The organism is Blautia sp. 1033sp1_1033st1_G9_1033SCRN_220408, assembly GCF_040929965.1.
GTDB lineage: Bacteria > Bacillota > Clostridia > Lachnospirales > Lachnospiraceae > Blautia_A > Blautia_A ammoniilytica.
This window is the reverse complement of record NZ_JBFKZO010000005.1, coordinates 41,108-63,841: the sequence shown is the minus strand read 5'-3', so window position 1 is coordinate 63,841 and position 22,734 is coordinate 41,108. Positions and strand designations below refer to the sequence as shown.

Here is a 22,734-nt window from a genome sequence, read left to right as displayed (position 1 = left end):
ACCTACCACTCAATTTCTTCCACTGGCGTGGGGTGTGCATTCTGTGTCATTTTGGATACTTTTCCATTCTTAATCCTGATCACCCGGTCTGCCATGGGAGTAAGTGCAGAGTTATGCGTGATCACGATCACCGTCATATTTTTTTCCCTGCACATGTCCTGAAGCAGTTTCAGTATCGCCTTACCGGTCTGATAATCCAAAGCACCGGTGGGCTCATCACACAGCATCATCTTTGGATTCTTTGCCATGGCCCTTGCAATGGAAACACGTTGCTGTTCTCCTCCTGAAAGCTGGGCCGGAAAATTGCCAAGCCTGTCCCCAAGGCCTACTTCTTCCAATACCTGAGCCGCATCCAACGGATTCTTACAGATCTGCGCTGCCAGCTCCACATTTTCCAGTGCTGTAAGATTTGGCACCAGATTGTAAAACTGAAATACAAAACCAATATCATCCCTTCTGTATGCGGTCAGCTGGCGGCTGTTATATCCTGCAATATTCCTGCCATCCACCCATACTTCCCCATCTGTTGCATGATCCATGCCCCCAAGTATGTTCAGCACTGTGGTTTTCCCCGCACCACTAGGGCCAACAATCACTACAAATTCTCCTTTTTCGATCTGGAAACTGATCTCATCTACAGCCTTTATTGGTACCTCATTTGTTCCGTAAATCCTGGATACTTTATCCAGCTTAATATAATTTTCTGTATTCTTCTGCAATCCATCACTCCCAAGCTGTCTTATTTTATGTTGCCCTTTTCCATATCCGCAGATGTAAAACCAAGGGGTAAAAGCTGCCCCAGTGTATAACTTTTGTAATCATTCTCTGTTCTTGGCAGGATTACCAGAAAAGTTGCAGGGTCACAAAACTCACTCATAACCTGCCTGCAGATCCCACAAGGTGCACAGTACTCCAGGTTTTGTGCCTCCCTGTCCCCACCTGCAATGGCAATAGCTGTAAATTCTCTGTATCCTTCGGAAACTGCTTTGAAAAAAGCAGTCCGTTCAGCACAATTGGTCGCTCCATAAGAAGCATTTTCAATGTTGCATCCAGTAAATATTCTGCCGTCTTTGCATAAAAGTGCTGCTCCCACCATAAAATCCGAATAAGGTGCATAAGCTTTCTGTCTTACTTCTAATGCCTTATGAATCAGTTCCTGGAACTCCATAGGCTCCTCCTGTATTCCATCAATCTACATAATATATCCAGTTTTCTTTTCTTGGATGGGTTCCCTGTACTTCTTCCTTTGGATAACCCAGGATACAATGGCCAATGCCTTCATAATCCCCCTGGATCCCGAGAGATTTCAGAAGTTCCTTTCCTTCCTGGCTTTCAAATTCCTCTTTTGCCCTGTGGATCCAGCAACTGCCAATCCCCAGTGCATGAGCTGCGTTCATAAGATTTCCCATAACAAGACTTCCGTCATATACATATGTACCTACAGATTTGTCTGCAAGGACCACCAGCACTACAGGCGCTCCATAAAAGGGATCTCCCTTTGCACCCATGATCTGTGCATTCATCCTTGACAGCTGATCTCGTACTTTCTTATCCGTTATGGCAAGAATAATGGGAGACTGTCTGTTCATACCAGTTGGCACCCATGTACCAGCCTCAACGATCTCCTGGAGAACTTCTTTAGGAAGCATATCAGGCTTATAACTTTTCACACTTCTTCTTGACTTTAAACATTCAATCGTACTGTTTGTTCCACTCATGGTTAATTGCCTCCTTTTATTTATCTTTCATTTATATTTATTTTTATTTTCAGATATGTTTATGATACCATCCTGTTTTTACAAAAACAAGTGGCTGTCCCCTCATAATAAAAGCGAAAATACAGAAAAATAATCATTGGCAAATTTGTAATAATTTTCGTTGCGTTGTAGAAAAGATTTTGGTTATATATCATGCGAGGCTTTCGTAGATTTCGACTGCGCTAGCTTCTCTGTTATTTGCCGTGTCTGAACGCCGCAGGCGTGAGTTTGGCAAATGACAGAGATAATAAGCGCGCGGGAAAAATCCGAAAACGAAGCCCTGATATATAAACATATCTTTTCTACAACGCAACATGAACAAAATAATTATAAAATTTGCCAACTGATATTTTACTGTATCTAAAAGCGAAACATCCAATATCTATTTTCATTTCTTTTTTCTGGCCATCAGCCCTCCGATTCTTCCGGTTTCTTTTGCTGTCAGTGTTTTCCAGCCGCCTCCCAGAACCTTGTCAAGCAATCCCAATTCCTGGGCGATCTCATACTTTGCTTTTTCCTCTTCTGGCAGTTTTCCTTTTAAATAGGCTTCTATTTCTTTTTCTCTATTCAATATCCTATACTCCTTTTTCGTAAAAGTATGAACCCAAAATTCGAAATTTATACACCTGCCATCAAACCTTCTGACTGTTTCTTTCTCCATCCTATTCCCAAAATCAAACAGATTGGTTATAATAATGCACATAATTGTATTTTTGATATCTGGAGGATATGTGTTTTATGAATGATGATCCAAAATATCTGCCCGAAGAGTTTTTAACCCGCATGAACAACATGCTTGGAGATGATTTCCAGGCTTTTCTTAATAGCTATCAGCAACCTCGCACATTTGGCCTTCGAGTCAATACTGCCAAGATTTCCTGTGAAGAATTTGAAAAAATCGTCCCCTTTCCCATAAGTCCCATCCCCTGGATCCCAGGCGGATATTTTTATCCTGAAAATGTCCGTCCGTCCAAATGTGCATTCTATCAGGCCGGACTTTATTATCTTCAGGAGCCAAGTGCCATGACTCCTGTTTCCAGACTTCTGCCAAAGCCTGGCGAATACATACTGGATATGTGTGCTGCCCCTGGCGGAAAGGCTACAGCACTTGGTGCTGCCCTTAAAGGACATGGGCTTCTTGTAGCCAATGACATCAGTACTTCCAGGGCACGGGCACTGCTCCGTAATATTGAACTTTTCGGCATCCCAAACAGCTTTGTTACCAGCACAGCGCCTAAAGATCTGGTTCCCTGCTTTCCTGAATTTTTCCATAAGATCATTCTGGATGCCCCATGCTCCGGAGAAGGTATGTTCCGAAAGGATGAAGCTCTTGCCAAAGACTGGAGTCCTGCCAAATCCCAAGAGCTTTCCCTCATCCAGCGTGAACTGATCCTTCAGGCAGCAGATATGCTTCGTCCAGGAGGATATCTGCTTTACTCCACCTGCACCTTTGCACCTCAAGAGGATGAGGGCACAGTTTCTTATCTTCTTGAAAACCGCCCGGATATGGAACTGGTGGAAATGCCCGGATATGAAGGCTTTTCAGATGGTGTTCCTGCCTGGGGAAAGGGACAGCCCCAGCTTACACGCTCTGTCCGTATTTTTCCTCATAAAATGAACGGGGAAGGCCATTTTATGGCTCTGCTTCATAAGCCTGGCCAGACCATTTCAGAGATCTCCCCTGTATTTACAAAGCCAAACCGTACTGCATTTGAATATATCGACGCTTTTTTCCGTGAAATCGGACTGAAATCCTTAGGTGGACAGCCCTTTGACTGGAACAGAGTAGAGATAAAAGGAGATAAGGTTTATTATCTTCCTCCTGTTTCCTGCAGTATCCGTAGGATCAATTTTTTAAGGAATGGCCTTTACATGGGTGATCTGAAAAAGAACCGTTTTGAGCCTTCACAACCACTGGCTCTTGCCCTTCACAAAGGCGAGGTTTCTTCAGTGATCACCTTGCCTGTTCAGGATCAGAGGCTGGAACGCTACCTAAAAGGAGAAACTCTTCTCATAAACCCAGAAGAAGCCGCCTCGCCCAAAGGCTGGCAGCTTCTCTGTGTAGAAGGTTATCCTCTTGGTTTTGGAAAACTGGTGGGACAGACCCTGAAAAACAAATATCCTTCCGGCTGGCGGCTTTGACCGCCGGCCTTTTTACATGTCTTCTATCTGTTCATTAACATCTTTCAGACCAGGATTTCTTTATGGACAGCAAAAGAATAAATGATCTTTTCTCTTACTTTTTTCCCTGTCATCCGTTCCAGGGCCTCTGCATAATCTTCCAGCTGTACCTTATACAGATCTACAAGACGTGATTCTTCTCCAAAACGTATATGGTCTGTTTTATAATCTACAAGCACCAGGTCCTTTTCCTCTTCAAAATATGCATCAATGATTCCCTGGATCAAAACAGGTTCCCTTTTCCCTGCCCATGTCTTATCCAGTTCTTCTGCAGACCTTGCGATCACAAATGGCTGTTCTCTGTAAAGCCTTTTCTCCAACCAGGCTGCCTTCATCCTCACACCTAATGGTGAGTTTAAGAAAGCAAGCACCTCCTGTATTTTGATACAATCAGCCTCTTCCTGGCTCATTTTCTCCTGCTGCACCAGCATCTGAAGCTGTTTTAGCAACTCTTCTTTACTGTCCGTTTTATCATACATTATGCATTCCATAAACCGATGATAAGCAGTACCTCTGGCTGCTCCTGTGTATTCTTCCTCTGTCACCATGCAAAACTTTGGAATCAAGGGAACAATATCCGGTTCAAAAAAGACTGCCTCTTCTTTTTCATATTCATCAGGATAATTTCTTTTTTTCAGTTCTGACACGCTGACTTTCACCGGCAGTCCCTTCAGATATTCAAAAGGATACCGATAATCAAATCTTTCCTTCAGTTCTTCCCGGAGTTTCTCATCAAAAACCCGATTCTTATCCCAGCTGCGAAGAATCTCTTCCTCCATCTGTCCCTGTGCCTGATGGATCACTTCCTCCCCGGTAAGATCCTTTACCGTTATCTTTTTTATAAGGAAAGGTGTCTTAGTACGGTAAAGTAAAGTATTACACCCGGCAGGCATTCCATATTCTTCAAATAAAGGATCCATTGCAGGATGTTGGGCCAATGCAGGAAGTATATAAGACCAACAGGTTTTCCCCTTCATTCTTACATCCACTGGAAGAAATGGAGTCCCACTGTCCCGAAACCTGTACAGTACATGCATCAGCTTTTCCATTTTCCCTACACAGCCTGTAATAAACAGCTTTTCCTTAGCTCTTGTAAGAGCAACATACAGAATACGTAATTCTTCTCCCAGGCTTTCCTTCTGAAGCTCTCTGCGGATAATCTGCTTATGCAATGTGGAAGCAATGATCCTTTTTTCCGGAATAATTGCATCTGCCCCAAGTCCAAGCTCCGGATGGATCAAAAGTCTTGCATTCAGATCCTGAAAGTTAAATGCTTTTCCCATACCTGATGCAAATACTATCGGAAACTCCAGACCCTTGCTTTTATGGATGGTCATGATTTGTACAGCACCCTCTCCTGCATCTGCCAGGTTCACCTCTCCATAGTCTACCTCATATTTCTGAAGATGCTCAATATAACGAATAAAATTAAACAAACCTCTGTAGCTTGTCTTTTCGTAATCCATAGCCTTTTCAACCAACATTGCAAGATTGGCATTTCTCTGTGACCCATCCGGCAGCGCCCTGGCATAATCCCCATACCCGGTTTTCTTTAGTGCAGCACTGATCAGTTTATGAACCGGTGTATAAACTGCCATATCACGAAGATCTTCCAACAGCTTATAGAAATCCTGAAGTTTTTCCTGAAACTGTTTGTCTATTTTCTTTTCTTCCAAACTTTTTTCACTATCCATTATACAGGACAGTACGCTTTCAAAAAGTTTTCCTTTTGGATAACCACATCGAAGAGATGCCAGTTCCTGTGAGGAGCATCCTATGATAGGTGAATGAAGAACCCCACATAAGGGTATATCCTGATAAGGATTATCGCACACCTTCAGTAAATTCAATACAGTAACAACTTCTGTAGCTGAAAAATAACCGGTTTTGGATGCAGCATACGAAGGGATCCCCTGTGTAGAAAACACCTGGGAAAAGGATTCTGCCCAACCGGATGCAGATCTTAAAAGCACTACAATGTCATTATATCCAGCAGGCCTGTACTCTTCCTTTTTCCGGTCATATATCTGTTCTTTTCCCACGATCTGCCGGATCCTATGTGCCACTGCCAGTGCTTCCAGTTCTCTTACCTTCTTGGAGCTGCCTTCCATCAAGTCCTCTACTTCTTCTCCGTCCTTTTCAACAAGCAATACCTCTGTGGTATAAAACTCTTTGTTCCCGCCTTTCGGAAACTCTGCTCCTGGATAAAGGGCGGCACGATCATCATACCCTACGCCTCCCAGATCCGGCTTCATGATCTGATGGAACAGATAATTCACACTGTCCAGTACCTGATGCCTGCTTCGGAAATTCTTATGAAGATCGATTCTTTGCTCTTTACTCTCTTCCAGCGTATAGGTTTCCATCTTATCCATAAAAAGATCCGGTCTTGCAAGACGGAACCTGTAAATACTCTGTTTTACATCCCCTACCATAAAGATATTTTTCCGTCCTGACACTTCGCCGGAAACACAATAGGTGATCATCTCCTGTACAAGGTTGCTGTCCTGATACTCATCTACCAGCACCTCCTCATACTTCTCACTTAATTCTCTTGCCACGTCAGAAGGCTTCCCGTCCTTTACAAGGATAGCCAGCGCCAGATGCTCCATATCTGTAAAATCCAGAATATTTTTTTCTCTTTTTTTCACAGTAAACTGCTTCTTAAATTCCAGGGTCAACTTTACAAGTGTTTCCATAGGTTCTTTTCCGTATTGAAGGGCTTCCAGGATTTCAGCTGTGCTGTTCTGAAAATATCTGCTTCCCAGATCCTTCAGACTTGTCTTCATATCATCCCGCAGACTTTTTACCTGTTCTTTTTTTTCTTCATCAACAGGTACTTCCGGCTTTTTCCCGGACAGACGCTGATATGAAAAATCCATAAGAAGACTGCGAACCTGCTCATAATCCTGCTTACCCAGGGCTTTTCGCACAGCTTCTATACCAGCCTGGTCTGAGATCAGCGCCTCCTCATAAAGATAAGGTCCTCCCGGAATCCTGCTGATCTGTCTTGCCTGACGGATCAGTTCTTCTGCCCCTGTCAATTCCTCATCTGCTGTCTGCCACAATTTCTGCAGCCATCTGGAGTCATACAGTTCTTCTTCTGTTGTAATATGGTAGATCTTAAGACAATGCTCCAGCCATTCTTCCGGATCCGGATGGCTCATAGCCGCCTGATAAAGTCCGATAATCAAATCTTTCAGATTGTCATCTGTTTTCCCTGGAGCATAACATTCCACAAATTTTACAAAGGCAGGGTCCTTTTCCCTGTAGCACTCCTCTGTAAGGTCTTTTAACACATCTTCCCTGAGAAGCTTTAACTCACCTTCATCAGCTACCCTGTATCCTGGATCCAGATTGATCGTATGGAAATAATTTCGGATCACATAGGCACAAAAGCCATCAATGGTGGTGATCTGCGCAGTATGGATCCGTGTCATCTGTTTCTGCAGATGCTCATTTTCCGGATTCTCACACAGTGCATTCTCCAAAGCTCTGGAAATCCTTTCCTTCATTTCTCCGGCTGCTGCCCTTGTAAATGTCATGATCAGGAGTCTGTCAATATCAATCGGATGATCCGGATCCATGATCTTATTCAAGATCCTCTCCACAAGTACTGCTGTTTTTCCGGATCCTGCCGCTGCACTGACCAGAAGATTTCTATTACGCAGACGAATCACTTCCTGCTGTTCCTTTGTCCAGCTCATTCCCATTTTACCGTTCCTCCTCTCCTGTCAGGATCTGGTCATCCATACTCTCTCCCAGGCTTTTCCACAATTCTTCATCCGAAAAGCTTTTCAGTCTGCGGAAACCATATCCCGGAATTTTCCGGTCAAAGCCACACACAGAAATATAAGGACAATAAGTGCAGGCATTTTTTGCTCCCAGCTCATATGGAGAAATCTGCGCATCCCCTTTCAGGATATCCTTCCGGATCTGTTTGATTTTCTTTTTCACATACTGATCAAGAATCCAAAACTGCTGGTTGTCAGCCACTGAAGAACCTTTTTTAATTCCGCCATCCTTTTTGTAGGATACAGGAATAGACACCAGACTTTTATCGATCTTCTGGGCGATCTCAGGGTCTTTCTGAACCAATCCGTTCATTTTCAGGCTTTTCAGTATTTCCTCATTAACTGATTCCATATCTGTTTCTATTTTCTCCTGAATCATAGGATCTTTCACATTGTAATAAAAGATCCCTGCTGGAACGATCTCCTTGTCCGGATACTTCCGTCTTTCTACTGATAAGGCTGCATCCATATATACAAGCAGCTGAAGCTGCAGACCATGGTACAAAGCCACCAGGTCAAAGGTAGTATTTCCTGTCTTATAGTCAATCACCTTCACATATACCTTGTCCTGCTCTTCCAAAATATCTACTCTATCAATCCTGCCGCCCTGGAAAACAACCTCAAACCCCTCCGGTACAAATTCTCCGTTCTTCAGCTGGTTCTGCAGTGCCCATAATGTTCTGTGTAAAAGCCTTCTGGTACGCTGGATCATATACTCATTTCTTGCACTGCTTTTTAAAATAGTATTTCCATAATCTGCTGTTACTTTTTCCAGGCATTGATCTGCAATCTGCCTTTGCTGTTCCTGGCTAAGATCAGCCCACAAAAGCCCCTGCCTTCTTAACTCTTTTGAAAATTCCTCCAAAGCTTTATGTATCACATTCCCCATATCCATAGCCTTAAATTCGTACTCTGCCCGCTCTGAAAGACGCAGCCCATACTGAAGAAAATGTGCAAAAGCACAGGCGGCAAACCGTTCCAACCGTGTTGCACTGTAAGGAGACACCTCTCCATACAGCACTTTCGCCACACTTGCGCCGATCATATCCTTAGGACAGATACTTAAAAAGGCTTCCACAAGCTTCTGTGTCATCGCCTTATATCCGGGGCTTCTTAAAAGCCAGCCAAACACTTCACCAAAAAGGGGATCTTCTGCCGTATATGCACCTTCCGAAAGACCTTTCAAAAAAGCATCCACACCATCTCCCGGGATCTCCAGATCCTCAAGAGTATAATTACCGTCCTCTATACGGCTGATCTTTAACGCCGGAAACAATCCTGTCACTGTATGGATCAGGTAAGCAGGGCTAACAGCCTCACCTTTGCTGTTAGAACTGCTAAAGGAAAGACACAGCAGCTTTTCTGGCTTTGTAAGATTCAGGTACAAATAGAATCTTTGCATGTTCATAAGCTCCTTGGGACCTGGTGCCAGCTCCACTCCTTCCTCTGCAAAAAAATCCCGGTCCATTTCATTCAGGATTCCTCCGGTATCTGCTGCTTTGGGAATATTTCCCTCATTCACTCCCACGAAAAATAATGCCTTGATCTTTTTCAATCTGGTTCTTTCCATATCTCCTACAAGAACCTGATCCATACTTGGCGGAATCAAAGCCACCTTTGCCTTAGACAGACCGGTTTCCAGAAGCTGACGAAATTCCTGGACTGTAACCAGTTCATCCCCAAGGATCTCAACCATACGATCCAAAAGATCCATAACAATACCGTAAATCTGTCCGTATTCTTTTTCCATGGCAGTATCTCCCACAGACTTAAAATACAGTTCCTGCTTTTTAAGTTTTTCCTGGATCTGACCTTTTACAATAAAATCATACAAACCGCGGCAATACTGCTCTACCTTTTTTCTGCCCTTTCCAAAGATTTCTGCAAAGTCATATACTTCCTCCACAAATCTGGCACGGCTTTCATTGATCTTCAGGATATCTTCAGCATCCATTCCCCTGTAAATCCTGGTCCAGTGCTCCTGCCATCTCTTTAATCCACGTATCCCCAGGGCGATCACATAATTCTCCAAATAATCTGTCTCTTCTCTTGTAAGTCTGGACATACCGCATCTTAAATATCGAAAAACTCCTTCGTAAGAAAATCCAGTAAACACCATCTCCACTGCTGCCCGGATATATTCAACAAAAGGATTCATCAGCACTGTATGTTTTTCATCTACAAAATGTGGGATTCCAGCCCGCTCAAACACCTGAGATGCAATATTACCGTATTCTTCCAGATTTCCTGTAATTACTGCGATCTCTCCGTATTTCATCCCCTGTGTACGCACAAGTCTGCGGATCCTTCTGGTTGCCTCTTCCAGTTCTTTTTCCGGAGTACCTGCCGTATAGATCTGTATTTCTTCCTGTGGATCCTCATATTTCTTTCTGCTGTAACGGAATATATGTTTCTCCAGGAATTTGAGGGCCGGTGCCTGTGAAAACCGGGATTTTTCATCAGTAGTAAGACATACCGGCTCCTCCAGATCCCTGGTAAGCGCTGACAAGATATGGATCATCTGATGGCTCATATAAAAAAGCTGGTGAGGTTTTCCCTTGGCAAATACATCCCCGCTTCCATCCATAGTCACTGTAACCATCACTTTTTGACACACTGCAAGCAGTTCCCGGATCACCTTGACCTGAATCGGAGTAAAACCTGTAAATCCATCCAGGACTATCACACTGTCTTTCAGCTTTTCAGACAGTGGAACTGCAGGCAGTAATGCATCCAGGATCTCTTCCCCTGTAATATAATGTCCTTCCAGATATTCCTTAAAGCCTTTATAAAGTACCTGTATATCCTGAAGTTTCATATGAAGAAGGGGCTGTTGCTCCGCTCTATTCACCATATCCTCCAGATCACTGTCCCTAATATCGTACAGTAAAAATTCAGAGATCAAGGACTTCACCTCATCAAGACATCCTGGTCTTTTCATCTGACCGCCCAAATAAGGAAGCTGTCCTTTATGCATTTGTACTACCTTTTGCAGAACCATGCTTTTCCCGGTATCCTCCAAAAGCTTTCCCATATTTCCACCGGTTTCCTGAATGATCCTGTATGCAAGTCTCTGAAAGCTAAGTACATCTATATTTAAGATTCCCCGTCCCGGATGCATTTCCACCAGTGTTTTCTGGGTCTGCATGGTAAACTGCTCCGGCACGATCACATAGTATTGCCGTTTTGGATATTTCATAGATTCCCGAATCACATGATCATATGCATAACAGGATTTTCCGGCTCCTGAACTGCCGATTACAAATTGAAGGGACATATGGACTCCTTTCCTATAAACAATCTTAAGATCGTACCCCGCACTGGGACAGGCACGGTAAAGAACTGATTTTTAAACACCGTATCATTATTGAGGACTTTTTCCCCAACATCATTTCATAATCATATCATAAATCCAAAGGTTTGATAATAGGATATAGAAAAACAGACCGGGAGGCGCATGCCATGAGTTCCAAAACAAAGATCATTGTTTTACATATGAAAGAAGTGGTTTATACCATTCTTTTTCTGATCCTTGCCATTCTTTTCGGTGTTCTGCTCTTCTTTATGTTTGGCTCCGGAAAAAACCAGGCTCAATCCGGAAAAGCTTCCAAATATACTCCTGGAATCTATCGCTCTTCCATTTCACTGAACGGAAATACCTTTGACATGGAAGTAAGCCTGGACGCTGACAGGATTGCTTCCATTGATCTGGTAAACTTAAGCGAAAGCACAAAAGCCGCATTTCCTCTGATGAAACCTGCCCTGGAATCCCTGGCCGCGCAGATCTATCAGTCTCAATCCCTGGAGAATATTACCTATCCGGATGATCAGAAATATACCAGTCAGTTGCTTCTATCATCCATAAAAAGTGCCATAGAAAAAGGGACTGTGTACTAAGCAGTCCCTGATCCAGTATTCTATTCTTCCAGCTCTGCCATCCATATAGCAGCACTTGCATCACTTGGCATACGCAGATCCCCTCTTGGAGACAAGGCAACGCTTCCCACCTTTGGTCCATCCGGCAGGCAGGAACGTTTAAACTGCTGTGCAAAAAATCTCCGATAAAAAATCTTCAGCCACTTCATAATGGTTTCCTTGTCATAAATGCCATCAAAGGTTCTGCATGCGATCCGGTAGATCTTATCCGGCTGATATCCGGCACGCAGCATATAATATAAGAAAAAGTCATGAAGCTCATAAGGTCCTACCAGGTCTTCTGTCTTTTGTGCGATCTTCCCGTCTTTTGGAGGCAAAAGCTCCGGGCTTACCGGTGTATCCAATATATCCAGAAGTACTTTGGAAAGCTCTTCATCCTCACATGTATCTGCATAATATCTTACCAGATGACGTACAAGGGTCTTTGGTACAGAGGTATTCACCCCATACATGGACATATGATCTCCATTATAGGTGGCCCACCCAAGGGCCAGCTCTGAAAGATCACCTGTACCAACCAGAATCGCCCCCTCCTGATTGGCCATATCCATCAGAATCTGTGTACGCTCCCTTGCCTGAGAGTTCTCATAAGTTACATCATGTACCTCAGGATCGTGTCCAATATCCCTGAAATGAATATTTACCGCATCCCGTATATTAATCTCCGTCAGCGAAGCACCTATACGCTTGCTGAGTGTACATGCATTCTGGTATGTCCTGTCTGTAGTCCCAAAACATGGCATAGTCACACAATGTATCTGCTCTCTTGGTGCCTTCATCCTGTCAAATGCCCTGGCCATTACCAAAAGGGCAAGTGTGGAATCCAGTCCTCCGGACAGCCCAACCATTGCACGCTGGCTGTGTACATGATCCAGTCTTTTTTTCAATCCCATAGCCTGTATATTCAGAATTTCTTCACATCGCAAATCCCTTTCTTCTTTTTTTCCAGGAACAAAGGGAGTTGCCGGGAATACACGGGTCAGCTTTGTCTTTTCTTTCTTAACATGGAAAGGAATCCTATCATAACCACTGCCATCTGTTCCCGGGAAGGTGGACATCCTTCTTCTCTCGTCTGCCAGACGGTACACATCGATCTCTCCGAAAACCACAGAATTATGGAATCTTCTGCCCTCTGCCAGCAGTACTCCGTTCTCAGCGATCATGTTCTGTCCACCGAAAACCAGATCCTGAGAGGATTCCCCCTCACCTGCAGTAGCATAAACGTATCCACAGATCAGCCTTGCAGACTGTCCGGTTACAAGGGATCTTCTGTAAGCATCCTTCCCTACCATCTCATCACTGGCAGAAAGGTTCACGATCACATGAGCACCTGCCTGTGCATGAGATACACTTGGTGGCTGTGGAACCCAAAGGTCCTCACAAATCTCTGCTGCTACTGTCAGTTCTTCACACTCATCACACACAAACAGCAGATCTGTACCAAATGGAATCTCAACGCCGTCTACCTCATGAGTGTCCATACAGTCACTGCCTGAAGTGAAATGGCGCTGCTCGTAGAATTCATTATAATTAGGTATACAGGTTTTTGGGATAAAGCCCAGGATCTCACCATGATTCAGCACAGCTGCCACATTATACAGCTTGCCTGCATGACGCATAGGCAGCCCGAGAAAAATAAGCGCATCCACTTGCTGAGTAGCCACTGCCAGCTTTTTCAAAGTATGCCATGCACTGTCCAAAAGCTGACGCTGTAAAAACAGATCCTGACAGGTGTAGCCTGTAATACAAAGTTCCGGAAGCACCATGATCTTTGCATGTTCTTTCTCCATCTTGTGGATCACTTTCAGGATGGCCTTTCTGTTGGCTTCGCAGTCAGCCACTGTGATCTCTGGTGTACCGGCTGCTGCTTTTATAAATCCATGCTTCACTTCTTACACCTCCGAAGGATCTCCTTTAATTCTTCCACATGAAACACATAGTTGGTATTACAGAAATGGCAGTTCAGTTCTACATCCTTTCCTTCCTGGATCATTTCATTTAATTCTTTTCTGCCAATACTGATCAACGCCTTCTCCACCCTGCTTTTACTGCAGTTACAATAAAATCTGGTTGGAAGGGTATCGTTGATCTCAATATCAAATCCATCAAGAACCACATTCAACAAACTTTCCGGTGTATGCCCTTCCTCCAGAAGGCTTGTGACAGATGAGATCTTGCTGATGTTCTCTTCCAGCTTTGCAATAACGCTTTCCTCTGCAAAAGGCATTAGCTGTACAATAAATCCGCCTGCCTGGCGGACAGTATTGTTCTTATTCATCAGAACACCCAGTCCTACTGCTGATGGCACCTGTTCGCTGGTTGCAAAATAATAGGTCAGGTCTTCTGCAATCTCACCTGTCTGTAGAGTAACCTGTCCCACATACGGCTCTTTCAGGCCCATATCCTTGATCACGCTGATATATCCTGCTCCTACGGCACCAGATACATCCAGCTTGCCTTTACTGTTAGCCGGAAGGATCACATCCGGATTGCCCACATAGCCTTTTACATTGCCCTGGGAATCTGCAGTGACTGTAATTCCCTGGATCGGACCGTCTCCCTTCACCTGAAGAGTCAGGATATCCTTTTCCCCTTTCATCATGGCTCCCATCATAGCTCCGCCTGTAAGAAGCCTTCCCAGTGCAGCGGTTGCCACCGGACTGGTATTATGATCTTTTCTTGCTGTTTCCACAGTATCTGTTGTAACTGCTGCAAAGGCACGGATCTGTCTGTTAGCTGCAACAGCTCTGATAATATAATCGCTCATTCTTCTCTCCTGTTTATCCGTTTAATCATAAAATAAGTGTTTTCACCACATTATTTTATTTCCCATATTCTTTTGCAATAAAGGTAAGACGTCCGCTGTCAGCCCTGGGTGCATCTCTGGTATAAGCATCATAAACTGCCAGCAGTTTAAGACCAGAGCTTTGCAGAAGAGTCTTGATCTGTTCCAGCGGATAGGCTCTCTGATAATGAACCTCCTCCACTTTCTCATACCTGCCGTCTGCATCCGGCAGGAAAAGTGTGAGTGCATACTCATTGATCCCGCTTTCCTCATCGTAAGTATTCTCCCATATGAAGCTGCCTTCCTCACGATTCTCCGCAATGGTGGAATCCCCGATCATCTCCTGATACTTATACACTGTGTTCATATCAAAAATAAAAAGTCCGCCTGGATCCAGATAATTATTTACCAGTTCAAAAACATGCTCCAGATCCTGCTCCTCAGTAAGATAATTCAGGCTGTCACATACGCTGATCACAGCCCGCACTGTACCATAAAGTTCAAACTCCTGCATGTCCTGCAAAAGATACAGGATATCATGGCCTGAAGTTTCTCTTTTCTGCATGGCCTCTGCCAGCATCTCCTCTGAATTATCCACACCGATCATATCATAACCGGAGGCAGCTAACAGCTCTGTCATAGTACCTGTACCACAGCCCAGTTCCAGTATCAGGCCGTCACTGATCCCATATTCTCTAAGTGTGTCATTAAGATAACCGGCCCAGCTAGCATAATCCACATTATCCTGAAAAATATCATATACCCTGGCAAACTCGCCATATGCTTCCATTGTATCCATTCTTTTCCCCACGTATAACAAACAGCAGACAACCGGCTGTAAGTCGGCTGTCTGCCTTTGGTTTCTTCCTGAAGTATTACCGGAAATCCTTTATTCTACCGGCATATAATATACATCTGCACCTTCGCCGTGCCAGTAATAATCCACATCATTCTGATCATAAACATCCTCATTATTGGCAAAACGGTAAGTATTGCCCTGGGAATCTACCCAGTTACCGCTGCCGTCCGGGGTGATCACAAGCGGATGTCCATCAGAGTTACGGTAGATGGTTCTTGTCTGATTGGTATCGGTGAGCTGCTCCTGTGTAAATCCTCCGGAATTACCGGTAGTGGAGCTGGCCTGTCCGTCTGTACCTGTAGCAGAATCACCGGATGCTGTACCATCTGTTGTCTGTGTACCGTCTGCAGTGCCGTCAGCAGTAGTATCTGCAACAGCAAGTGTACTGGATGCGCCAATGATCTGGAAAGAATCAACAGCCGTCTGGATCCCTGTCAGGGATGCATCATTCACTACCGAGCCTGTAATGCTGTAGTACTCGCTCTCATTGGCATATACCTTCTTCACAGCATAAGCATATCCGCCGCTCTTCTCTGTATTCAGATACTTCACAGTGTAAGAATAAATGCCTACTCCATTCACATTTGTGCTGTTGTAATTCTGGATCTCAAAATCTGTACCCTGCTCCAGGTCAGAAGCCTGCTCAAGTGCAGCTGCCAGATCCTGGGTATTGGGGATCATAGCTGAAGACATATCCTCTTCCCCTGCTCCATGAAGAACAAGGATCTTACCCTGCTCAGGTGACTCAAAGCTGATCATATCCTCTGCATCTGACTTATTCGCCCAGGTAGCGTCCGGAAGCTTGATCGTCACTGCTCCATCACTGGAAGTATAAGTAGTATCCTGTACATCCGGTGCAATCGTAGGCTCTGGTGTAGGCTCCTGGGTGGGCTCCGGTGTAGGAGTCTCATCCACGATCACCTGCTCTGCCGGATCATCTCCGCCAAAGCATCCTGTGGCCAGTCCTGAAAGTGCTGCTGTTATAGTTAAGAGAACTAAAAATCTTTTATTCTTCATAATTGCCTCCTTATTTATCTTACAAAAATCCCTCATTCGATATTTTACAATTGTATTACAAATATGTCAATATTTTTCACAGTGCAGATTCTTAAATTCCTGTAAACTTTTGAAAAACACAGTGTAACTATTCAGTGCCCTCACAGTTGGAAATCAAAATGCTTTCCAGAAGCAGTTATAACACTGTACATATATAACTCATGAAGAGCCCTTGTAGCCGCAATATATCTCCCCTGTTTTGCAAGCGCACTTTGGTCTTTTTCAGGAAATACTACAAATACCTGGTCGAATTCCAGTCCCTTTGCCAGATAAAAGGTGGTAACTGTAATTCCCTTTTTAAATCTGGAACTGTTCCTGTGCAGATAATTGAACCGATTCTTTGTATCAAAACCTGTTTCTTCCAACATCTTTTTAAGCAAAGCTGCTCCCAGGTCTGCTTCCTTCTCTGTGCGGAAGATCACCGCTGCTGTTTCAAACTCATCCTCGCCCAGCTTGATATAGTCCAGTATTTCTTTCACCGCTGCCTGTATATCCTCAAACTGCTGTTCCTGTACAGGCTTTCCATGACGCTGAAGTAGTTCCATATCCGAAATCCCTGCCAGCTTATTAGCATAAGCCGCAATCTCCACTGTATTTCGATAGCTTTTATTCATCTGGATCCTGCGGATATCCCTTCCAAAGATCCCAGGCAGGAAAGTAAACACATCCTGTTGTTTTTCTTCCATTGTTTGTGCCTTGTCTCCAAGAATGGTCATCCTGCAGGAAAACATATTTTTCAGGATCAGATACTGCATTCTTGAATAGTCCTGCATCTCATCTACCACCAGATGCTTGATCGTACTATTTTCCTGCTGCCCCCATAAACGGTATTTCAGATAAAGCACAGGATATACATCTTCATATAGAAGCTTTCTCTTTTCAAGAGGAACCCTGGTAAGAGCCGGATATCCGCTGCTTTCCAGAAAACGACTGTACAATACATACAGATCCCTTGTTTCATACAGGGAATAAAAATCCTCCCTGATCAGCTCCCTCTCTTCATCTGGCAGATCCCTGTCCCTTAATGTTTCCACTTCATCAATAAAATAATCACACACTGCATCCATTCTGGCAAGCAATGGAATATCCATAAATTTGAAGTAAAACAGATCAATGATCTCTGCTTCTGTCTTTGTATAGCCTTTATAACGGATATCCCTGAAATCCATCAGCTCATCTTCCAGTTCTGTAATAAACCGTTCCAGCTGGTTCAGAAATCCTTCGGACTGCTTCTCCTGGTAAAATGTAACAGCCTTTGGATGGTTCAGGCTTCTCTCGATCTGGTCATAACGGTCTTCACAGTCAGCTGCTGTATCCTGAAGCTGCCGATAAGCAAACAGGTCAAAACTCATTTCTTTTATATTTTCTTCCCCTAGTTCCGGCAGAATATGAGAAATATAATCTGAGAAAACCCCATTAGGAGACAATACCAGAATATTGGATGATTTCAGATTCTGCCTGTCATGATAAAGAAGATAAGCAATCCTGTGAAGCGCAATGGATGTTTTACCTGATCCTGCTGCCCCCTGAATCACCATGATCCGGTCTTTCGTGTTACGGATAATCGCATTCTGCTCCTTCTGAATCGTACTTACAATATTCTTCAGTGCTACAGAGCCATTACTTCCTAGCTCTGCCATCAGAATCTCATCATCCACCTTGATGTCACTTTCAAACTGATAGACCATCTTCCCCCTGCGGATCTTGTACTGCCATTTGGAAAGGATCTCACCCTGGATCCTGCCAAGCGGTGCTTCATAAAAAGCCGGTCCTTTATCATAATCATAAAAAAGTCCGCATACAGGTGCACGCCAGTCATAGACCAGGGGCACACCTCCGGCCTTTTCTGCAAAATTGCCAATACCAACATAAAAGCTTTCCGGCTCATCTTCTCCCTCAAAAATGAAATCTACTCTTCCAAAAAAGGGAGAATCCAGCATTTTCCGAAACCGGCTTTTTAGATGGAGTTGCTGCTCATTGGCACTGATTTGATGAAACAACGCCTGCTGATTGTCAAAATTTTCATATCCATACTGGTCCATTTCTGTGTAATTTTCCCAGTAATATTCATGCATACCGTCTATTTCTTTCTGGCCTTCTGCAATGCTTTGGGATATCTCTGCAATCCTCTGACGCAGCTTATCCAATACATAGGCCAGATATTGGATCCCATCTTTATTGTCTGTCATTCTAAAAGCTCCCTTTTTGTCATCCCCTTCCAGAGAGGTTCTTATTATTATACCCTATAGCCTTTAAAAAGTACACAAAAAGAAGCAGTACACCCCAAACAAACTGAGATGAAAACTGCTTCTTAAAAATGCTTATCTGTAACTGTACCCTGATTATTTATGCTGTCTGCGTTTTTTCAAACTGGCTGTTATAAAGCTGTGCGTAAAATCCTCCCTTTGCCAACAGTTCCTCATGAGATCCCTGTTCAATAATATCTCCATCCTTCATAACAAGAATCATATCTGCATCCTTGATCGTAGAAAGACGATGGGCGATCACAAAGCTTGTTCTTCCCTTCATCAGATTGTCCATTGCCCTCTGGATCTGCATCTCAGTTCTGGTATCAACAGACGAGGTAGCCTCGTCCAAGATCAGGATCTTGTTGTCTGCCAAAATAGCTCTGGCAATAGTCAAAAGCTGCTTCTGGCCCTGGGAAATATTACTTGTCTCCTCGTCCAGCACCATATTATAGCCGCCAGGCTGCTGCATAATAAAGTGATGGATATGAGCTGCCTTTGCTGCTGCGATCACCTCTTCGTCTGTTGCATCCAACCGTCCGTACCGGATATTCTCCATGATCGTTCCGGAGAACAGCCAGGTATCCTGCAGAACCATACCAAACATTTCTCTTAACTGACTTCTGTTAAAATCCCGGATATCATGTCCATCTACACAGATGGAGCCTTTATTTACATCATAGAACCGCATCAGCAGCTTCACTATAGTGGTCTTACCTGCACCTGTAGGTCCTACAATTGCGATCTTCTGCCCATTTTTCACATCTGCTGAAAAATCATGGACAATGATCTTATCCGGATTGTAGCCAAACTCAACATGCCGGAACTTCACATTGCCGGAAAGTCCTGTAATATCCACAGCATTCTCTTTGCCCTGCTCTTCCTCAGGCTCATCCAGAAATTCAAAAACTCTTTCAGACGCAGCAGCAGAAGACTGAAGCAGATTTGTTACCTGTGCGATCTGCTGGATAGGCTGTGTAAAATTACGGATATACTGGAAGAAGGACTGGATATCTCCAACCTCAATACTTCCTTTGATCACAAACACACCGCCTAACAAAGCAACCATTACATATCCCAAATTTCCGATAAACTGCATAATAGGCATCATCATGCCTGAGAAAAACTGGGATTTCCATGCAGACTCGTAAAGCTTCTGGTTATCTTTTTCAAAAACATTCAGTACATCCTGTTCCTTATTAAACACCTTCACCACATTGTGTCCACCGTAGTTTTCCTCAATCTGACCATTTACTTCACCCAGATATTTCTGCTGATCACGGAAATATTTCTGCGACCGCTTCATTACCCCATTAATGATCAGCATGGACACTGGCAGGATCAAAAGGGCTGTCAGCGTCATCGGCACATTAATGGAAAGCATCATTATAAATACTCCGATCAATGTGGTAATAGAGGTGATCAGTTGGGTAATACTTTGGTTCAGACTCATCTGCAGGGTATCCACATCATTTGTTACCCTGGAAAGAATCTCTCCGTTTGTCCGGCTTTCAAAATAATTTAAAGGCAGACGATTGATCTTTTTGGAAATGTCCTTACGCAGACTATACGTAACGTCATTGGAAATCCCTGTCATTACAAACCCCTGAATAAGGGAAAAGCATGCACTTGCCACATATAAAGCCAGCGTAAATAAAAGAATCTGACCAATTTTTGAAAAATCAATGCCGCCAGATCCGTTTACCTTTCTTACCAGTCCGTTGAAAAGCTCTGTGGTCGCTTTTCCAAGGATCTTTGGCCCAACAATATTAAATATAGTTCCTGCAATAGCAAACAGAAACATCAGTCCAAAACGGAATTTATATTTACCCATGTACTGGAACAGACGACTCATGGCTCCTTTAAAGTCCTTAGCCTTCTCAACAGAACGCATACCATGCCCGCCTCCCATAGGTCTTCTGCTTCTCTCACTCATGCTAATTCCTCCTCTGACAACTGAGACATTGCGATCTGACGGTAAACCTCACAGTTCTTCATCAGTTCCTTATGTGTTCCGATACCGGCCATATGTCCTTCATCCAGTACAATGATCTGATCCGCATTTAAGATCGTACTGATACGCTGTGCAACAATAATAGTTGTTGCATCTTTGGTACTCTCCTTTAATGCTTTTCTCAGATTACTGTCCGTTTTAAAGTCCAGTGCAGAAAAGCTGTCATCAAAAATAAAAATCTCCGGCTTCTTGGCAATCGCTCTTGCAATGGACAAACGCTGTTTCTGGCCTCCAGATACGTTGGTACCGCCCTGTGCGATCGGTGAGTTGTACTTTTCGGGTTTTGTATCAATAAACTCTGTGGCCTGGGCGATCTGTGCTGCCTGCTGTACTTCTTCAGAAGAAATGTCTTCTTTTCCGTAGCGGATATTGGAATCAATAGTTCCTGAGAACAGGACTCCTTTCTGAGGTACGTATCCAAGGCATTCCCTTAACTGGTGCTGTGTCATTTTACGCACATCCACACCATCCACCTTTACAGTTCCCTGCGTTGCATCATAAAATCTTGGAATCAGATTGACCAGTGTACTCTTGCCGCTTCCTGTACTTCCGATCACAGCCACTGTCTGGCCTTTCTTAGCAGTAAAGCTGATATCATTCAACACATTTTCTCCTGCTTCCGGATACGCAAAGCTTACATGGTCAAATTCAACTGTTCCACGTAAACTATCCTGTGGGGCTTCCGGAGATACCGGATCTTCAATACTTCCTTCTGTTTCCAGAACCTGATTGATCCTGACAGCAGCCACATTGGCACGGGGAATCATAATGGACATGGCAGTGATCAACAGGAAGGACATAATGATCTGCATAGCATACTGGATAAATGCCATTACATTTCCTACCTGCATACTTCCGTTATCTACAGCATGTGCTCCGAAATAAATGATCATAACGGATACACCGTTCATGATCAGCATCATTACAGGCATCATAAAAGTCATACACCTGTTGACAAACAGGTTTGTTTTCGTCAGTTCTTCATTGGCAGTTTCAAAACGGTCTTCCTCGAATTTTTCCCTGCTGAATGCCCGGATCACAGGAATACCGGTAAGGATCTCCCTAGTAACCAGATTCAAACGGTCGATCAGAGTCTGCAGCTTTGTAAATTTTGGCATTGCGATCTTAAACAGAACCAGGATCACAAGAAGGATCAGTGCAACAGCAACACCCAGGATCCAGGTCATGGATGCATCAGTATTCAGTACCTTGATCACGCCTCCGATCCCCAGTATAGGGGCATACAGAAGAATACGGAAGGTCATAGTCATAACCTGCTGTACCTGCTGCACATCATTGGTACTTCTGGTGATCAAGGATGCAGTTGAAAACTTATGATATTCGTTGCTGGAAAATCCTATAACCTTACTGTAAATATCTCCCCGCAGATCATGGCCCATCCTTGCTGCTACTTTTGAAGAAAGAAATGTCACTGTCACTGCTGCCAGCATGATCACCAGAGCCATTAACACCATCTGTGCTCCTGAACGGATGATATAATCCATCTGAAGCTTATCCAGATCTTCTCCTAACTCTGTGTATTCTTTCTTAACTGCAAGTACAGCACTTTGGCTTACAATAGACTCTGGCATATTCTCCAGTTTTTCATTCATCTCCTGAAGAATCTGAGTTTTCATCTCCTCTGGCATAGCTCCCAGCGCCTGCACCGGATCTGTTCCTTCCTGAAGACCCATGTTCTCTGTCATCGCTTTGCTTTCATCACTGCCGGAACACATTCCATAATACAGCATCATCGGCTTTTCCAGAAAATGATTCAGGTTTTCTCTTTCATCTTTGGAAATGCCATCCTTCAACACATAAATGTCTTTGTCTTCTTCATAATACTTTTCCACCTGTTTCATATCATCATCATCCATAAACACAGATAGTGCTTTCATGGTAGATGTGCGCATCTTCTGTGGAACATTGTCTTCAATGCCTCCCTGCTGGATCCCTACATTAATGATCCTGGATGTGTAATCCGGAAGTGATAAATCACAGTATGCCTGCAGAAACAAAAGTCCCATGATCAGGACTATATACCCTGCTGACTTTTTCAGATATCTCATCAGTTTAACCATTGCGTGTCTCCTTTATATCTTTATT

At 43.8% G+C, this 22,734-nt stretch carries 15 protein-coding genes; 2 read left to right on the top strand and 13 right to left on the bottom strand.

The window, feature by feature from the left end; translation table 11 throughout:
* Window positions 1-2 precede the first annotated feature (2 nt).
* The 4 genes from AB5916_RS05555 to AB5916_RS05540 all read right to left on the bottom strand — a co-directional run bounded on the left by AB5916_RS05555 (window position 3) and on the right by AB5916_RS05540 (window position 2,328).
* Window positions 3-719, bottom strand: a complete 717-nt coding sequence (locus AB5916_RS05555; RefSeq protein WP_368189665.1) for an ABC transporter ATP-binding protein — start codon at window positions 717-719, stop codon at window positions 3-5.
* 20 nt (window positions 720-739) lie between these two features.
* Window positions 740-1,168: a cytidine deaminase gene (locus tag AB5916_RS05550; protein ID WP_368189664.1), complete on the bottom strand. Its 429-nt coding sequence runs from the start codon at window positions 1,166-1,168 to the stop codon at window positions 740-742.
* Window positions 1,169-1,187: 19 nt separating this feature from the next.
* The gene (locus AB5916_RS05545) at window positions 1,188-1,718 is read right to left on the bottom strand and encodes a nitroreductase (RefSeq protein ID WP_368189663.1); all 531 of its coding nucleotides are present in this window, start codon (window positions 1,716-1,718) and stop codon (window positions 1,188-1,190) included.
* 427 nt (window positions 1,719-2,145) lie between these two features.
* Complete coding sequence (locus tag AB5916_RS05540; protein ID WP_158420716.1) at window positions 2,146-2,328, bottom strand: small, acid-soluble spore protein, alpha/beta type; 183 nt, start codon at window positions 2,326-2,328, stop codon at window positions 2,146-2,148.
* A gap of 167 nt (window positions 2,329-2,495) precedes the next feature.
* Here AB5916_RS05540 and AB5916_RS05535 point away from each other — a divergent pair, with 167 nt between their 5' ends.
* Entirely contained in the window at window positions 2,496-3,899 is a 1,404-nt protein-coding gene (locus AB5916_RS05535; RefSeq protein ID WP_368189661.1) for an RsmF rRNA methyltransferase first C-terminal domain-containing protein, read from the top strand.
* A gap of 44 nt (window positions 3,900-3,943) precedes the next feature.
* On the opposite strand, the gene addA is transcribed toward AB5916_RS05535, so the two are convergent.
* A complete protein-coding gene (gene addA / locus AB5916_RS05530; protein ID WP_368189660.1) occupies window positions 3,944-7,651 on the bottom strand; it encodes a helicase-exonuclease AddAB subunit AddA in 3,708 nt (1,235 codons plus the stop codon).
* Window position 7,652: 1 nt separating this feature from the next.
* The gene (locus AB5916_RS05525; protein ID WP_368189658.1) at window positions 7,653-11,009 is read right to left on the bottom strand and encodes a PD-(D/E)XK nuclease family protein; all 3,357 of its coding nucleotides are present in this window, start codon (window positions 11,007-11,009) and stop codon (window positions 7,653-7,655) included.
* 185 nt (window positions 11,010-11,194) lie between these two features.
* Here AB5916_RS05525 and AB5916_RS05520 point away from each other — a divergent pair, with 185 nt between their 5' ends.
* Entirely contained in the window at window positions 11,195-11,629 is a 435-nt protein-coding gene (locus tag AB5916_RS05520; RefSeq protein WP_158420720.1) for a hypothetical protein, read from the top strand.
* Window positions 11,630-11,649: 20 nt separating this feature from the next.
* Here the strand turns inward: AB5916_RS05520 and AB5916_RS05515 are convergent, their stop codons facing one another.
* From AB5916_RS05515 to AB5916_RS05485, 7 genes are all read right to left on the bottom strand, one after another.
* Window positions 11,650-13,557 carry an NAD(+) synthase gene (locus AB5916_RS05515; RefSeq protein WP_368189656.1) on the bottom strand — a complete coding sequence of 636 codons (1,908 nt, stop codon included), beginning with the start codon at window positions 13,555-13,557 and terminating at the stop codon, window positions 11,650-11,652.
* On the bottom strand, window positions 13,554-14,435 hold the full coding sequence (gene hslO, locus AB5916_RS05510; RefSeq protein ID WP_158420722.1) for an Hsp33 family molecular chaperone HslO: 882 nt from the start codon (window positions 14,433-14,435) through the stop codon (window positions 13,554-13,556). Before hslO ends, AB5916_RS05515 begins: the two co-directional genes overlap by 4 nt.
* Window positions 14,436-14,490: 55 nt before the next feature.
* Window positions 14,491-15,243 (bottom strand): class I SAM-dependent methyltransferase, encoded by a 753-nt coding sequence (locus AB5916_RS05505; protein WP_368189774.1) that lies wholly within the window; start codon window positions 15,241-15,243, stop codon window positions 14,491-14,493.
* A 99-nt stretch (window positions 15,244-15,342) separates the two neighbouring features.
* A complete protein-coding gene (locus tag AB5916_RS05500; protein ID WP_173726965.1) occupies window positions 15,343-16,329 on the bottom strand; it encodes a hypothetical protein in 987 nt (328 codons plus the stop codon).
* A 140-nt stretch (window positions 16,330-16,469) separates the two neighbouring features.
* Window positions 16,470-18,557, bottom strand: coding sequence for a UvrD-helicase domain-containing protein (locus tag AB5916_RS05495; protein ID WP_368189654.1), 2,088 nt, complete (start codon window positions 18,555-18,557; stop codon window positions 16,470-16,472).
* A 157-nt stretch (window positions 18,558-18,714) separates the two neighbouring features.
* Complete coding sequence (locus AB5916_RS05490; protein ID WP_368189652.1) at window positions 18,715-20,550, bottom strand: ABC transporter ATP-binding protein; 1,836 nt, start codon at window positions 20,548-20,550, stop codon at window positions 18,715-18,717.
* A complete protein-coding gene (locus AB5916_RS05485) occupies window positions 20,547-22,709 on the bottom strand; it encodes an ABC transporter ATP-binding protein (RefSeq protein WP_368189650.1) in 2,163 nt (720 codons plus the stop codon). The genes AB5916_RS05490 and AB5916_RS05485 overlap by 4 nt, the downstream gene beginning before the upstream one ends.
* Between the last annotated feature and the right edge of the window lie 25 nt (window positions 22,710-22,734).

Excerpts from the sequence above, each read along its gene's own strand:
- AB5916_RS05550 (WP_368189664.1), bottom strand. The coding sequence starts at position 1,168 with ATGGAGTTCCAGGAACTGATTCATAAGGCATTAGAAGTAAGACAGAAA.
- AB5916_RS05545 (WP_368189663.1), bottom strand. The coding sequence starts at position 1,718 with ATGAGTGGAACAAACAGTACGATTGAATGTTTAAAGTCAAGAAGAAGT.
- AB5916_RS05535 (WP_368189661.1), top strand. The coding sequence starts at position 2,496 with ATGAATGATGATCCAAAATATCTGCCCGAAGAGTTTTTAACCCGCATG.
- addA (WP_368189660.1), bottom strand. The coding sequence starts at position 7,651 with ATGGGAATGAGCTGGACAAAGGAACAGCAGGAAGTGATTCGTCTGCGT.
- AB5916_RS05525 (WP_368189658.1), bottom strand. The coding sequence starts at position 11,009 with ATGTCCCTTCAATTTGTAATCGGCAGTTCAGGAGCCGGAAAATCCTGT.
- AB5916_RS05520 (WP_158420720.1), top strand. The coding sequence starts at position 11,195 with ATGAGTTCCAAAACAAAGATCATTGTTTTACATATGAAAGAAGTGGTT.
- hslO (WP_158420722.1), bottom strand. The coding sequence starts at position 14,435 with ATGAGCGATTATATTATCAGAGCTGTTGCAGCTAACAGACAGATCCGT.
- AB5916_RS05505 (WP_368189774.1), bottom strand. The coding sequence starts at position 15,243 with ATGGAAGCATATGGCGAGTTTGCCAGGGTATATGATATTTTTCAGGAT.
- AB5916_RS05500 (WP_173726965.1), bottom strand. The coding sequence starts at position 16,329 with ATGAAGAATAAAAGATTTTTAGTTCTCTTAACTATAACAGCAGCACTT.
- AB5916_RS05495 (WP_368189654.1), bottom strand. The coding sequence starts at position 18,557 with ATGACAGACAATAAAGATGGGATCCAATATCTGGCCTATGTATTGGAT.
- AB5916_RS05490 (WP_368189652.1), bottom strand. The coding sequence starts at position 20,550 with ATGAGTGAGAGAAGCAGAAGACCTATGGGAGGCGGGCATGGTATGCGT.
- AB5916_RS05485 (WP_368189650.1), bottom strand. The coding sequence starts at position 22,709 with ATGGTTAAACTGATGAGATATCTGAAAAAGTCAGCAGGGTATATAGTC.